This is a genomic window from Mesorhizobium sp. KR9-304 (assembly GCF_040049215.1).
Taxonomy (GTDB): Bacteria; Pseudomonadota; Alphaproteobacteria; order Rhizobiales; family Rhizobiaceae; genus Mesorhizobium_K.
The window spans coordinates 258,307-272,345 of sequence record NZ_JBDZDN010000002.1; the positions used below are offsets into that span (position 1 = coordinate 258,307).

Consider the following 14,039-nt stretch of genomic DNA (forward strand, 5'->3'; position numbering starts at 1 on the left):
CGTAAGGCCAACTGGAGATCATGAGATGCGCGTCGGCTGCCCGAAGGAAATCAAGAACCACGAATACCGCGTCGGCCTGACGCCGGGCGCCGTCCGCGAATATGTCGCCCATGGCCATGAAGTGCTGGTCGAGACCGGCGCGGGCTCAGGCATCGGCGCCGACGACAACGCATACCGCGCCGCCGGCGCGACGATCGCCAGGACGGCCGAGGACGTGTTCGCCAAGTCGGACATGATCGTCAAGGTCAAGGAGCCGCAGGCCAACGAGTGGGTCCAGCTGCGCGACGGCCAGATCCTCTACACCTACCTCCACCTCGCTCCAGATCCGGACCAGACGCAGGGCCTGCTCGCCTCCGGCGTCACTGCCATCGCCTACGAGACGGTCACCGACGACCGCGGCGGCCTCCCGCTGCTGGCGCCGATGTCGGAAGTCGCCGGCCGCCTGTCGATCCAGGCCGGCGCCACCGCGCTGCAGAAGGCCAATGGCGGCCGTGGCGTTCTGCTCGGCGGCGTGCCGGGCGTGCTGCCGGGCAAGGTCGCGGTTCTCGGCGGCGGCGTCGTCGGCCTTCATGCGGCGAAGATGGCCGCCGGGCTCGGCGCCGACGTCACGATCATCGACCGCTCGATCCCGCGTCTGCGCCAGCTCGACGACATCTTCAACGGCCGCGTCCACACCCGCTATTCCAGCATCGAGGCGCTGGAGGAAGAATGCTTCTCGGCCGACATCGTGGTCGGCGCGGTGCTCATCCCGGGCGCTGCGGCCCCCAAGCTGGTGACGCGCGAAATGCTGTCGGGCATGAAGAAGGGCGCGGTCCTAGTCGACGTCGCCATCGATCAGGGCGGCTGCTTCGAGACCTCCCACGCCACCACCCACGCCGAGCCGACCTACGAGGTCGACGGCATCATCCACTATTGCGTCGCCAACATGCCGGGCGCGGTCCCGGTGACGTCAGCGCATGCACTGAACAACGCCACGCTCCATTACGGCCTCCAGCTGGCCGACAAGGGCATCAAGGCGATCCTGGACGACCCGCATCTGAGGAACGGCCTGAACGTCCACAAGGGCCGCGTCACCAACCGCGCCGTCGCCGAGGCGCTCGGTTACGAGATGGCGGAGCCGAAAGCGGCCCTCGCCGCCTGAGTCGGCGAAAATTGCTGAAGCCGCTTCGATGCCACGGGAGGGCGATACCGTGGGTTGTGGCTTTTCCGCCACGATACTCTCCAGTAAAATAAATGGACGCATTGAGCGACACATCCGCTGACGCAGCAAAGCGCTTGAAATACTTATTGTATTAGCTGCTTCTCAAACCTGAGCAGTATCCACTGTGGCAATCTGGTTACAGCCAAGTCCATCTAGCCGTCCTAGATTACAACCAACCAATTTCAAGGCGGTGGATACTATGACAAAGTACACAAAGGTCCTTCTGGGCGCGGTTTCTTTCGCGGCGCTGGCAACCGTTGCCCATGCGGCCGACCCGGTAGTCGTCGTTGACGTGCCGGCAGGCTACAACTGGAGCGGCCTCTATATCGGCGCAGGCATCGGTGTCGGCGCGGTGGTTCACGACGTCAGCGTGAACAACCTCGGAGGGGTCACAGGGTTCATCGACAGTGTTTCGCTCAACGGTATCGGCGGCGAAGGCGTCTTCGGCGAGCTGACGATCGGCTATGACTATATGGTTTCGCCGCGCTTCCTGATTGGCGCTTTCGCTGATGCGCATTTCGGCAACATCGGCCCCGAGCTGGATGGCGGCGACTTGATCAATGCGAATCTGGAGAACAAATACGGCTTCGATGTCGGAGGTCGCGTCGGCTATCTCTTCAACCCGACCACGCTGGGCTATGCTCTTGCCGGCTACACTTGGCAGCGTTTCGAACTGGACGGAAGTCTCTTTGGGGGCGCAGTACCTTTTGACTTCGAAGAGGATCGCGACGGCTACGTGGTCGGCGTCGGCATGGAAACCGTGCTCGGTGGCGCATGGACCCTTAAGACGGAATACCGCTACGCCAATTATGGCGACGAAACGGTCTTCACCTTTGAGGACGAGGATGGAGACGTCGATATCGATGTCGAGCCTTCGGTACACACCTTCCTTCTCGGCGTGAATTACAAGTTCGGCGCCGACAACGGCGGCGGCGCTCCGATCGAGACCCCCGCCTACAGCTGGACTGGCTTCTACGTTGGCGTCGCCGGCGCTGCCGGCGCGGCCGTGACCGAACTGTCTATCGACGGCGGATCGCTGGACGGTATCGGCGGCGAAGGCGTCCGCGGCGAGATCAACGCCGGCTATGACTACGACTTCGGCAACTTCGTCGCCGGTATCATGGTCGACGCACACTATGGCAACGGCAAGAGCGAACTCGAATTGGATTTTGGACTCGGCAGCCTCAACTTCGACGCCAAGGCGGACTACGGCTTCGACATCCTCGCCCGCGCCGGCATGAAGGTGAACGAATCCACCCTCGCCTACGTCCTCGGCGGCTACAGCTGGCAGAACTTCGAGGTCGAAGCTTCGGCCACCGGCGCGGGAAGCGAAGACATCGCCGAATGGGATGTCGACGGCTTCAGCATCGGCGGCGGCCTCGAAACAGCTGTCACCGCGAACATGACGGTCGGCTTCGAGTACCGTTACACCCAGTTCGAGGATGCCGATCTCGACCTCGATGGGCTGGACGTGGAGACGTCCATGCAGACGGCGCGCATCACCGCCAAGTATAAGTTCAACTGACGCAACCGAGCGTCCCGACTCAAAAGCCCGTCGCGGTCTCCGCGGCGGGCTTTTTCTATGTGAGGCGGGGTTCATACCCGCCCTCGGAACATCGGCGTCGGCTCCGGGCGGATGTACCTATGCGGCGCGGCCGAGCCAGCATAGCGGTTTGGCGGCCGTCATTTTCGGACGACGGTCAGCCGCGCTCGATCCTGCACTGGTAGCAATTGTTCTTGGCAGAGCGCATGTGCAGGTAGGCAATGTCGCCCCGCGCCAGCAGTTCCCCGGCGCGTTCCGGGATATCTGCCGTCGGCACCACCGCGCCGGTGCCGTAGACGATCCGGTCGTCGGCGTCGTATCCCCGCACGATATAGGCCGCGGTCCGGCCGAAAAGCTCCGGCAGTATGTCGGACTCCCGCGCCCGTTCGCATGGCTCCGCATGCAGGAAGATCGGGCCGGTTTCGGCATAGGGTTGCAACGCAGGGAACGGCCGGTATGCGAGCACGAGGTAGGCCTCTTCCGCATCAACGTTCTTCAGGCAGTGCCGGCACGGCACTCCGTCTCCATCGGAAACTCTACGTTCCGGCGTCCTGCCGTAGGCGTCGGCTCCGCCGGCCTGCAGCGCGCGAACCTCGTCGGTGGGCAATGCCTTGAATACGGGTTTCATGCGGTGGATCTCCCTGTCGTTGGAGACCCGGGACGTAGCGTGCTGCCATAGCGGCAGCCACCCGATTCCTGCCGTCAGTCCATCAGCGCGTCGAGCCCTCGCACCAGCCCCTTGATGTTGCCGACCTCGCGAATGGCGAGCAGCGTACCCGCCACATATGGCGCCGCCGAAGAACCGGCGTCGTGGCGAATCGTCAGCCGCTCGTCCGGCAGCCCGAACAGCGCCTCGCAGGAGAGGATGTAGGAGGGCAGCCTGAGCGCGTGCACCTGCACGCCGGCCCCTGCCCCGACAGCCGCCCCGCGCGTTTCGGGCACGCCGAGCACGTCGGCCACCGGCCTTGCGGTCGAGGCGCCGCGTACGGCAGCGAGCGCCTCGGCGAGTTCTCGCGCGGTGCCGGACGGCGCGTCCGGCTTCTTGGCGCTGGCATAGTCGATGATCTCGACATCAGGCACGTATTTGGCCGCCATCAGCGCGAACCGCTTCATCAGCGTAGCGGTGATGGAGAAATTGCCGGCTGCGAGCACGCCAACGCCCTTGGCCTTCGCGGCCTTGTCGATCTCCGCATAATCGGCGGCGCTTAAGCCCGACGTGCCGATCACCACATGCCGGCCCTTCGAGATCGCAAGCAGCGTGTTCTGCTTGACCACGTCGGGCTTGGTGTAGTCGACCACCACATCCGATAGCGCAGCCAGCGCCGCCTCCAGTGTCGCGGAGACGATCGTGCCATTGGGCGTCAGCCCGAGTGCTGAGCCGCTGTCCTGCCCTGCCGCGTTGCGCGCAACGGCCCCCGCCAAGGCCATGTCGTTCTGTGCCGAGATGACCGGGATCATCGCCCTGCCGACCCAGCCCGTCGCGCCCGCCATCACCACCCTGATTGTCATTGTCGCTCCCTTCTTTCGGCAAGCCGAAGCGCCTGTTGCTCGGGCGAATAGGTGCCGCCGGAGCGCGCCGCGAAAATCAACTGAACGGCCGGTTCATCTCATCACGCTGGCAGCCCGCTCCTCGAACGGCAGCGGATGCACCTCCTCGCGCTTCTGCCCGACCGGCGAGAAGCCGAGTTTCTGGTAGAGCGGCAGCGCGGCCGGATGGTCGAGCGTGCAGGTCTGCACGACGACCTGCTTTGGCCCGGTCGCCCATGCCGCCTCGATCGCCGCGCCCAGGAACCAGCGCCCGAGCCCGAGGCCCGTCGCATGTTCCATCATGCCGAAATAGGCAATCTCGGTCTCGTCCGGGCGCAATGGATTGATGTCGAAAAAGCCCGCCGGCGCGCCGTCGAGATAGAGCACCCTGATGTCGCGTCCCGGTTTGTGGATCTTATTGGCCAGTTCCTCGTCGGAGAGCCTCAGGACGTTGACCCAGTGCCATTTGCGCCCGACGCGGTCCGTCAGGTAGCGGTAGTAGTGGAGCGGCATGTCGCGCGTCTTGATCAGCGCGACGTTGCGGTTGACCGGCACATGCGCATAGCCCGCCGGTGGTCTCTTCATCTCCAGGAATGTCACGGTGACCGGAATCGGTTCCAGCCGTTCGGCAACCGTATCCATGCTCACTTGCCCTTCACGACCGGCGTGTCGGAACGCCCGCCCCATTCCGTCCACGAGCCGTCATAGAGCCGGTTGGCCGAATGGCCAAGCGTCTCCAGCGCCAACGTAATCACCGCCGCCGTGATGCCGGAGCCGCAGGACGTCACCACCGGCTTGGAAAGGTCGACGCCGGCTTCTTCGAAGCGCTTCTTCAGTTCCTCCGGCGGTAGCAACTTGCCGTCCTTCGACAGTGTCGACGCGGGCAGGCTTCTTGCGCCCGGCATATGCCCGCCGCGCACGCCTGCCCGAGGCTCCGGATCCTCGCCCGTAAAGCGGCCAGTCGGCCGCGCATCGGCGATCTGGCTTTCGCCGGTCGCCACGATCTTCTTCATGTCGTCAAGCGAGGCCACGCGCGACGCGTCGAAATCAACGTGAAAGATGTTGGGCGCGATCCTGGTCTGCTCCGAGGTCACCGGCCGCCCAGCCGCCTTCCACCGGTCGAAGCCGCCGTCGAGCAGATAGACCTGGAAAACGCCCATGATGCGGAACATCCACCAGACGCGCGGAGCCGAGAACATGCCCGGCCCGTCATAGACCACGATCGTGTCGTCTGCCGAGATGCCCATTGACCCGGCATGGCGCGCGAAGGTCGCCGGATCCGGCAGCGCGTGCGGCAACTCCGAGTGCAGCGCAACCACTGCGTCCTGGTCGAAGAAGATGGCGCCTGGAATGTGCGCCGCCTCGTATTCGGCCTTCGCGTCGCGCCCCTGCGCCGGCAGGTACCAGGAGGCGTCGACGATGGAGATGCCGGGGGTTCCGAGCCGGCTTTGCAGCCAGTCCGCGTCGATCGTGAAGGCTCCGTTCTCGGCCATCCGGCTCTCCAAAAAGCGCGTCTGCGCGTTCCTGCGTCCTGCTTAGAACATCGAGCCGAAAAGTGAAATGGCGACGATCACTGCGTCGGCGCCGGCCCGAACCGGATGCGAAACCGCCGGTTCTCGCGGCCCTTCTTCTCGATCTTGCCGATATGGATCTCGCCGACTTCCGCCGTCGAGCGCACATGTGTGCCGCCGCAGGGCTGGCTGTCGACCGAGCCGTTATCGCCAATCAGCACCAGCCTGATCCGCCCTGTGCCAACAGGCGGACGCACGTTCTTCGACTTCACCAGCGTCGGGTTCGCGGCGAGCGCCTCGTCGGTGATCCAGCGCGTCGATACCGGGTGGTCGGCGCGCACGAGCTCCATCAGCTTTGCCGTCACGTCTTCCTTGGTGAAGCCGGCGTCGGGAATGTCGAAGTCGACGCGGCTGTCGTCCTCGGCGACCGCCGCGCCGGTAATCGGAAACGGACACACCACCGTCAGCAGGTGGCAGGCCGTGTGCATGCGCATCAGTTTCAGCCGTCGCTCCCAGTCTATCGCAAGCTTCACCCGGTCGCCCGGCTTCAGCCACGAATCCGCCGCCGGCACATGGATGATCTCGTCCTTGGTCTCGCCGGTGATGGTGGCGGCGATGTCCACAACCCGCCCGTCCGCCACCGCCACCTTTCCGGTGTCGCCAGGCTGGCCGCCCGAAGTGGCGTAGAACACTGTGCGGTCGAGGATGATCCCGCCGCGCTCGTTGACGGCCACGACCGCCGCCTCCGCCTGCGCGAGATAGCCGTCCTCGCGGAATAGCGCTTCGGTGACGAATGCCATCAGTCGACCTGCTCGTAGGGCACCGCGATGTCAGGCGTGCGGTCCATCCAGTCCGGCACCGGCAGGTTCTTCTCGCGCAGGAAAGCCGGATTGAACAGCTTCGACTGGTAGCGCGTTCCGTGGTCGCAGAGGATGGTGACGATCGTATGCCCCGGCCCGATCTCCCTGGCCAGCCTTATCGCGCCGGCGATGTTGATGCCAGTCGAGCCGCCGAGGCACATGCCCTCCTCCTGCACCAGGTCGAAGACGATCGGCAGCGCCTCCTCGTCGGTGACCTGCCAGGAAAAGTCGGGCGTGAACCCTTCGAGATTGGCGGTGATGCGCCCCTGCCCTATGCCTTCGGTAATCGACGAGCCCTCGGCCTTGAGCACGCCTTCCGTGTAGAAGCTGTGGAGCGCCGCCCCCAGCGGATCGGCAAGCGCGATCTTCACCGCCTTGCTCTTTTCCTTGAGCCCGGCCGCCACACCCGCGAGCGTGCCGCCCGTGCCTACGGCCGAGACGAACCCGTCCACCTTGCCCTCCGTCTGCGTCCATATCTCCTGCGCTGTGGTGCGGATATGGCCGTCGCGGTTGGCGATATTGTCGAACTGGTTCGCCCAGACCGCACCGTTAGGCTCGCTCTTGGCCAGCTGCTCGGCAAGCCGCCCCGACACCTTCACGTAGTTGTTCGGGTTCTTGTAGGGTACCGCCGGCACCTCGATCAGCTCGGCGCCCAGCACGCGCAGCGCGTCCTTCTTCTCCTGGCTCTGCGTGTCGGGGATCACGATCACGGTGCGATAGCCGAGCGCCTTGGCCACCACCGTCAGCCCGATCCCGGTATTGCCGGCCGTGCCTTCCACAATCACCCCGCCGGGCTTGAGCAGGCCCCTCGCTTCCGCGTCTCGGATGATGAAAAGGCCGGCGCGATCCTTCACCGACTGGCCCGGATTCATGAACTCGGCCTTGCCGAGGATCTCGCAGCCCGTCTCTTCGGACGCGCGCTTCAGCCGGATCAGCGGCGTGTTGCCGATCGTATCGATCACCGAACGGTGCATATCAATCTTTCCCCTGCTTGCGGGCGGGCGCGACCGCCCCGGTTCTAGAAACCCGAACCTCGCCTTTCAAGCAAAGAAATTCCCTGGCCGCATACTCGTCGGGGTACTGGCTTGCGCGGAAACCGGCTCCCGTGAAGCGTGGTCACGTCGGGAAGGTGCGGCGCGGCATATTGCATTAGCTCGCGCCATCGGTCAGGAGGTTGCTTCACGATTGAAGCAGCGGTGCGGGACACATGGCGATCTACAGGGCCGATCCGAAACATGGCGTTTGCTGGATAACCGGCGGCAGCACCGGCATCGGCCGCCAACTCGCGCTTGATCTCGCCGGCGAAGGCTGGACCGTTGCCGTCACCTCGCGCGTGGAGGACCCTATCGAGCCGGTGATCGAGGCCGCCGCCGGTCTGCCGGGCAAGATCGTGCCCTTCTATTGCGACGTCACGGACGAGGCAGGCATGGCCGCGACCGTCGACGCCATCGAGAGCCAGGCGGGCCCGATCATGCTCGCCGTCTTCAATGCCGGCGTCTACATCCCCATGCACGGCGAAGCGCTCAACCTGGCGAACTTTCGCAAGACTTACGAAGTCAACGTCTTCGGCGTGCTGCACGGCCTCATTCCTGCGGTCGCCCGCATGCAGAAGCGCAGCCGCGGCCATGTCGTGGTGATGGGCTCGGTAACCGCCTATTTCGGCTGGCCGACGCTCGCGGCCTACGGCGCCACCAAGGCGGCGCTGAACAATATGGCCGACGCGCTGCGCTACGATTTCAAGAAGATGAACATCCGCATCCAGATCATCAATCCGGGCTTCGTCGACACGCCTCTCGCCCGGAAGAACATCCATCTGATGCCGGCGCTGATGCCGGTCGAGAAGGCCTCGCGGCGCATGGTGAAGGCGATCCGGTCGGGCGGCTACGAGACCACCTTCCCCTGGCGACTGACCTGGGGGCTGAAATTCCTGCGTGCCTGGCCACACGGGCCGCTGTTCGCTTTCATGAACTACGCCACGCGCTGGCGAGGCTACCCTCTGATGCCGGGCAGGACGCGGGAATAGCCCACTGCCGGGCGTAGGCAGCGGAGGGACAGAGATGGCGTTCGCGATCAAGGCCGACGTTCGCGATTCGCAAGTCAGGGAATTCGCGTTCATCGCGCAAAAGACGATGTATGGCGGCAGGCACATAGCGGTGGGCGATGTGGTTTTCGTGTTCGCTAGCGAGAACGAGGGTGGGAAAGGCCTTTTCGCGCGCGGCGTTGTCACGTCGTTCGAGGCGGTTGCCGGGAAGCCGGACATCGCACGGCAAACGCCGCGCGTCAGCATATCCGTGAGACGCACTGCGCTCGCGAAACGACCGTTGGGTCGAAGCGAGCTCAAACATCTCACCGATTGGAATGACGGCCAGCCCGGCACCGAACTCAATTTCAAGTTCTACCGCCAGGCGACAAACAAGATCGTCGGCATTTCTAATGAAGCAACCGAATTCCTGGACGCGTTTTTCTAGCCATTCCAGTGGTTGAATGCTGATGTGAGCCTGAGCCTAAGGCTCCGTCGGCGTCGGCAGCCCCTCGCCCTCATAGGCCGGCGCGCCGTCGATCAGCGTGACCAGCACCTTGCCGGTCGCGATCTCCGTTGCCGGCACCTTGGTGATGTCCTTGTCGAGCACCACGACGTCGGCGCGCTTGCCGACCGCCAGCGTGCCCGACTCGGTCTCGTCGAAGGCCGCATATGCGCCGTTCACCGTATAGGCGCGCAGCATGTCCATCACGTCGAGCTTGTGCTGCGGCGTCAGCACCGCCCCGTTCGGGTCGGCGATGTCCTGCCTGGTCACCCCGGTCTGGATCGCCTCCAGCGGGTTCATCGACGAAACGCTCCAGTCGCTCGAGCCCGCAATCGTCGCACCCGCCTGCTTCAGCGCGCCGAAGGGATAGAGCCACTCCGAGCGCTCCGGCCCGATCTTCGGCTGCGTCAGGTCGACGATGTAGGTGTCCGGATAGGCCCACAGCGCCTGTACGTTGGCGATCACGCCGAGTTCCTTGAAGCGAGGGACGTCGGCCGGATCGACCAGCTCCAGATGCGTGATCTGGTGGCGGCTGTCGCGCTTGCCGTTCGCTTTCTCTGCTGCCTCATAGGCATCGAGCGCCATACGCACGGCGCGGTCGCCAATGGCGTGCGCGTGGAGCTGCAGGTTCGCCTTGTCGCCGACGATCGCGATTTCGTTCAACTGCTCCGGCGTGAACAGCGAATCGCCGGCGGAATTCGAGCCGACATAGGCTTCGAGCAGCGCCGCCGTGCCGGTCTCGATCACCCCGTCGACGAACAGCTTGATCGACATCACCTCCTGATGCGGCGAGGCATATTTGTTCTTGAAATCAATCGCCTTTGTCACCCCGGCGGCGCCTTCGGCGGCCTCGACTTTCACCGCGGCCTCGACGCGCAGCTTGAGCTTTTCGGCCGCATCCGCGCGCTGGTATCCCTTCAGCATCCACTCCTCGGCCGACGGGTCGATGATCGCGGTTATGCCGTAGCCGATCGCCTCGGCCTGCGCTTTTTCGAGGCCCGCATCGACCTGCGAATCCGGATAGTCGGGCAGAAGGTCGGCGACCAGCGCCATCGCGTTCTCGCGCAGCATGCCGGTCGGGTTACCCTCAGAGTCCCGATCGATACGCCCGCCCTCCGGATCCTTGGTGCTGGCGTCGATGCCGGCAGCCTTCAGCGCCGCCGAATTTGCCCAGCCGGAATGCCCGTCGACATCTTCGAACCAGGCCGGCCGGTCGCCGGTGATCTTGTCGAGGGCGGCAGCGCTCGGCTCCTTGTAGACCGCCACGCTCCAGCCGCCGCCGCGCAGCCAGGCATCTTTGGGAAGTGCTGCCATCGCCGGCTCGATCGCCGCGCGCAGGCCCGCCTCGTCGGAAACGTCGCTCAGGCTGATGTCCTCGGCCTGCGCCGCGCTCCAGATCAGGTGGTTGTGCGAATCCTGGAAGCCCGGCAGCACCAGCGCGCCATCAGGCAGGTCGTAGACCTTGGCGCCTTTCAGGAACGGCTCGATGTCCTGCTCTGAACCGACCGCCGCGATCTTGCCGTCGACGAGCGCAATGGCCTGTGCTTCCAGTTTGCTCTCGTCCATGGTGAGCACGCGCGCGCCGCGCAGCACGATGGTGTCGGCATACGCCGCCGAGCTCAGAATCAAGGCGGCGACGCCTGTCGCGAGCAGGTTGAATTTCCTGAGTGTTCCCGGCATCGCATCCTCCCGCATCTTCCGACGTGAGGCACCGTACAAGTCCGGTAAGGCCGGTCAAGCCGGCCCCTTCACCCACGCATGTTGAAAAATCTTCGGTCGGCATGTCGATTCCGGCAAAACCCCCTCGTCGGGGTGATAGAGGCCGACGAACGGGCTCGCCAACCCAAGGAGAATACCGATGCGTTTCATGGTGATCGTCAAGGCGACGGAAGACAGCGAAGCCGGCATGATGCCGAGCGAGGAGTTGCTGACCGCGATGATGAAGTACAACGAAGAACTGGTGAAGGCCGGCATCATGCTTGCCGGCGACGGTCTGCAGCCAAGCTCGAAAGGCGCGCGAATCCAGTTCGACGGCCCCAGGCGCACGGTGGTCGATGGTCCCTTCGCTGAGACCAAGGAACTGGTCGCGGGCTATTGGATCTGGCAGGTCCGCTCGCTCGACGAGGCGATCGAATGGGTCAAGCGCTGCCCCAACCCGATGCCCGGCCCGTCCGAGATCGAAATCCGCCCTCTGTATGAGATGGAGGACTTCGGCGACGTCGTCACACCGGAGGTGATCGAGCAGGAAAAGCGCCTGCGCGAGGAATCGGAAAAACTCGCCCGGAAGGCGTGACGGCCCGCGGGCCGGGAGCTTCGCTCCTGCCCCAACGAAGCCGCCTTGTTTTTGCCAGTGGAAATGCCTACCCGGTAGCCCATGTCGGCGACCGGAGTGGACAAGACCATCGAAGCGGTCTGGCGCATCGAGCAGGCGAGGATCATCGCCGCGATCGCGCGTATGGTGCGCGATGTCGGCCTGGCGGAAGAATTCGCTCACGATGCGCTGGTCACGGCGCTTGCCCAATGGCCGGAGAAAGGCGTGCCCGACAAGCCCGCCGCCTGGCTGATGGCGACAGGCAAGCGCCGCGCCATCGACCATCTGCGCCGCGCCAGGATGCTCGACCGCAAGCATGGCGAGATCGGCTACGAGATGGAGATCGAGCAGGCGCATGCGACGCCGGACATCGATGCCGCGCTCGACGACGACATCGGCGACGACCTGCTTTCCTTGATCTTCACCGCCTGCCACCCGCTGCTGTCGCCGGAGGCCCGCGTCGCGCTGACGCTCAGGCTGATCGGCGGCCTGAGCACGGAAGAGATCGCCCGCGCTTTCCTCGTTCCGGAGCCTACGGTGGCGCAGCGCATCGTGCGCGCCAAGCGCACTCTATCGGAGGCCGGCTTGCCATTCGAAGTGCCGCGCGGCGCCGATCGAGGCGAGCGCCTGTCGTCGGTGCTCGACGTGATCTACCTCATCTTCAACGAAGGCTATTCGGCGACATCAGGCGAGGACTGGATCAGGCCACAGCTCTGCGAGGAGGCGATGCGGCTCGGCCGCATCCTGGCCGGGCTGACGCCGGCGGAGGCGGAGGTGCACGGTCTTGTCGCCCTGATGGAGATACAGGCCTCGCGGCTGAAAGCGCGCACCGGTCCGGATGGCGAGCCGATCCTGCTCGCCGACCAGAACCGAGGCCAATGGGACCGGTTGCTGATCCAGCACGGCCTTGCGGCGCTTGACCGTTCCGAAGCACGTGCCCCGCGGCGCGGTCCCTACGCACTGCAGGCAGCGATTGCTGCCTGCCACGCGCGTGCCCGCACGGCGGACGAGACGGACTGGCCACGCATTGCGGCACTTTATTTCGCGCTCAGCCAGATCAGCCCCTCGCCCGTCATCGAGCTCAACCGCGCGGTCGCGCTCTCGATGGCGTTCGGCCCACAGGCCGGCCTGGATTTAGCCGATCAGCTTGTCGGCGAGCCTCTGATGAAGAACTATCACCTGCTGCCCAGCGTCCGGGCCGATTTCCTGACCAGGCTCGGCCGGCTCGATGAGGCCAGGGTGGAGTTCGAGCGCGCCGCCGCCCTTGCCCGCAACGAGCGCGAGCGCGCCCTGCTGCTCAGCCGTGCGACGGCGATCGCCGGAACTGCGAGAGCTTCCGGCTGATGACTAGATCAGCGCCTCGTTGTTTCCGGTTTTGCATCGCGTGAGAACAGGTAGATCAGCAGCGTCAGCCCGACCATCAGCGCGTAGAACGCAAACAGCGCGACGTAACCCGACACCGGCTCGCCCGGCACGGACCAGGCGGTGACCACGCCGCCCGTCGCGAACTGCATCAGGCCGACCCCGCCGATCGAGAAAAAATTCATCAGCGTGACGCCACGCCCGGTCAGATGCGCCGGCACGAAGGCGCGCGCATGCGCCATGATCAGGCCGAAGGCGCTTCCCGAAAGCCCGATCACCACGAGCAGGATCGTCGTGGCGAAGAGCCCCGGCGCCGGATTGAGTGCAAAGCAGAGCAGCGCCAGGAAGCTTACCGCATTTCCTCCGGCCGCCACCCATTTGCGGGTCTTGAAGATCGTGTCCAGCGGCCCGTAGAGGAACGAGCCGGCGACCATAGCCAGCGCCATGAACATCGTCACCTCGCCGATAGCAAGCGAACCTAGCCCGTAGACGTCTTCCAGATAAGGCCCTGCCCAGAGCCCGCGAATGCCCGTCGTCGGCGCATAGTTGATCGCCGCGAGCGGGATGATCGGCCACAGCACTCGCATTTTGAGCAACGCGCCGAAACCGGACAGGCCGGTCGAGCCGGTCGCACTGCCTTCGGGCTTCGCCGGGTCGCGCACCGACGCGAACAGGACTGCCGCGGTCGCCACGGTGAACACGCCGAGCGCCGCGATCACCGGCCGCCAGCCGAACACTTCGGCGGCGGCGGCCAGCGGAGCTGCGCCAATCACGTTGCCAGCCGTCCCGAACGCGATGGTCCACGACGCCAGCACGGCGAAGCGCGCCGGTGCATAATTGTGAGCGAAGATGAACAGCAGCGCCATCAGGATCGGCGCACAGCCGAGCCCGATCAGCGCCATCGCCGCGATCACCATCCACGGCGCCGATGCGACGGCGAACAGCAGGGCGCCCGAGCCCGCGCCGGCCGCAAGCATGACCGACGCCGTGCGCCGCGGCCCGAAACGGTCGAGCGACACGCCGACCGCGAATTGAGCCAGCGCGAAGACGGCAAACCACGCCCCCGAGGCGATCGAGAGGTCGACCTTGGTCATGCCGAGTTCGCTGGTCAGCACCGGCGTCAGCACCGCCATGAAAGAGCGGTAGAACTGCGACAGCACGTAACCGATCGCGAGAGCCGCGATGCCGGGCATGAAGCT

The 14,039-nt window shown here is 65.1% G+C and carries 14 protein-coding genes; 6 read left to right on the forward strand and 8 right to left on the reverse strand.

The window, feature by feature from the left end:
* The first annotated feature begins 25 nt into the window (after positions 1 to 25).
* Both ald and ABLE71_RS13535 read left to right on the forward strand, forming a co-directional pair.
* The gene (gene ald, locus ABLE71_RS13530) at positions 26 to 1,141 is read left to right on the forward strand and encodes an alanine dehydrogenase (protein WP_348783962.1); all 1,116 of its coding nucleotides are present in this window, start codon (positions 26 to 28) and stop codon (positions 1,139 to 1,141) included.
* Positions 1,142 to 1,400: 259 nt separating this feature from the next.
* Positions 1,401 to 2,726 carry an outer membrane beta-barrel protein gene (locus ABLE71_RS13535; protein ID WP_348783963.1) on the forward strand — a complete coding sequence of 442 codons (1,326 nt, stop codon included), beginning with the start codon at positions 1,401 to 1,403 and terminating at the stop codon, positions 2,724 to 2,726.
* 175 nt (positions 2,727 to 2,901) lie between these two features.
* Here ABLE71_RS13535 and ABLE71_RS13540 read toward each other — a convergent pair whose 3' ends face one another.
* The 6 genes from ABLE71_RS13540 to ABLE71_RS13565 form a co-directional block, all read right to left on the reverse strand.
* Positions 2,902 to 3,372 (reverse strand): DUF1203 domain-containing protein, encoded by a 471-nt coding sequence (locus ABLE71_RS13540; RefSeq protein ID WP_348783964.1) that lies wholly within the window; start codon positions 3,370 to 3,372, stop codon positions 2,902 to 2,904.
* 74 nt (positions 3,373 to 3,446) lie between these two features.
* A complete protein-coding gene (gene dapB / locus ABLE71_RS13545; protein WP_348783965.1) occupies positions 3,447 to 4,253 on the reverse strand; it encodes a 4-hydroxy-tetrahydrodipicolinate reductase in 807 nt (268 codons plus the stop codon).
* A 93-nt stretch (positions 4,254 to 4,346) separates the two neighbouring features.
* Entirely contained in the window at positions 4,347 to 4,913 is a 567-nt protein-coding gene (locus ABLE71_RS13550) for a GNAT family N-acetyltransferase (RefSeq protein ID WP_348784479.1), read from the reverse strand.
* A 2-nt stretch (positions 4,914 to 4,915) separates the two neighbouring features.
* Positions 4,916 to 5,764 (reverse strand): 3-mercaptopyruvate sulfurtransferase, encoded by an 849-nt coding sequence (gene sseA / locus ABLE71_RS13555; protein WP_348783966.1) that lies wholly within the window; start codon positions 5,762 to 5,764, stop codon positions 4,916 to 4,918.
* Between the two features lie 77 nt (positions 5,765 to 5,841).
* The gene (locus ABLE71_RS13560; protein WP_348783967.1) at positions 5,842 to 6,582 is read right to left on the reverse strand and encodes an alanyl-tRNA editing protein; all 741 of its coding nucleotides are present in this window, start codon (positions 6,580 to 6,582) and stop codon (positions 5,842 to 5,844) included.
* Positions 6,582 to 7,616: a cysteine synthase A gene (locus ABLE71_RS13565; RefSeq protein ID WP_348783968.1), complete on the reverse strand. Its 1,035-nt coding sequence runs from the start codon at positions 7,614 to 7,616 to the stop codon at positions 6,582 to 6,584. Before ABLE71_RS13565 ends, ABLE71_RS13560 begins: the two co-directional genes overlap by 1 nt.
* Positions 7,617 to 7,849: 233 nt before the next feature.
* On the opposite strand from ABLE71_RS13565, the gene ABLE71_RS13570 reads away from it, so the two are divergent.
* On the forward strand, positions 7,850 to 8,665 hold the full coding sequence (locus tag ABLE71_RS13570; protein WP_348783969.1) for an SDR family NAD(P)-dependent oxidoreductase: 816 nt from the start codon (positions 7,850 to 7,852) through the stop codon (positions 8,663 to 8,665).
* A gap of 34 nt (positions 8,666 to 8,699) precedes the next feature.
* Positions 8,700 to 9,110, forward strand: a complete 411-nt coding sequence (locus ABLE71_RS13575; RefSeq protein ID WP_348783970.1) for a hypothetical protein — start codon at positions 8,700 to 8,702, stop codon at positions 9,108 to 9,110.
* 36 nt (positions 9,111 to 9,146) lie between these two features.
* Here ABLE71_RS13575 and ABLE71_RS13580 read toward each other — a convergent pair whose 3' ends face one another.
* Positions 9,147 to 10,847, reverse strand: coding sequence for an amidohydrolase (locus tag ABLE71_RS13580; protein WP_348783971.1), 1,701 nt, complete (start codon positions 10,845 to 10,847; stop codon positions 9,147 to 9,149).
* 178 nt (positions 10,848 to 11,025) lie between these two features.
* On the opposite strand from ABLE71_RS13580, the gene ABLE71_RS13585 reads away from it, so the two are divergent.
* On the forward strand, positions 11,026 to 11,460 hold the full coding sequence (locus ABLE71_RS13585) for a YciI family protein (protein WP_348783972.1): 435 nt from the start codon (positions 11,026 to 11,028) through the stop codon (positions 11,458 to 11,460).
* Between the two features lie 81 nt (positions 11,461 to 11,541).
* Positions 11,542 to 12,822, forward strand: coding sequence for an RNA polymerase sigma factor (locus tag ABLE71_RS13590; RefSeq protein ID WP_348783973.1), 1,281 nt, complete (start codon positions 11,542 to 11,544; stop codon positions 12,820 to 12,822).
* A gap of 8 nt (positions 12,823 to 12,830) precedes the next feature.
* On the opposite strand, the gene ABLE71_RS13595 is transcribed toward ABLE71_RS13590, so the two are convergent.
* Positions 12,831 to 14,033 carry an MFS transporter gene (locus ABLE71_RS13595; RefSeq protein WP_348783974.1) on the reverse strand — a complete coding sequence of 401 codons (1,203 nt, stop codon included), beginning with the start codon at positions 14,031 to 14,033 and terminating at the stop codon, positions 12,831 to 12,833.
* Between the last annotated feature and the right edge of the window lie 6 nt (positions 14,034 to 14,039).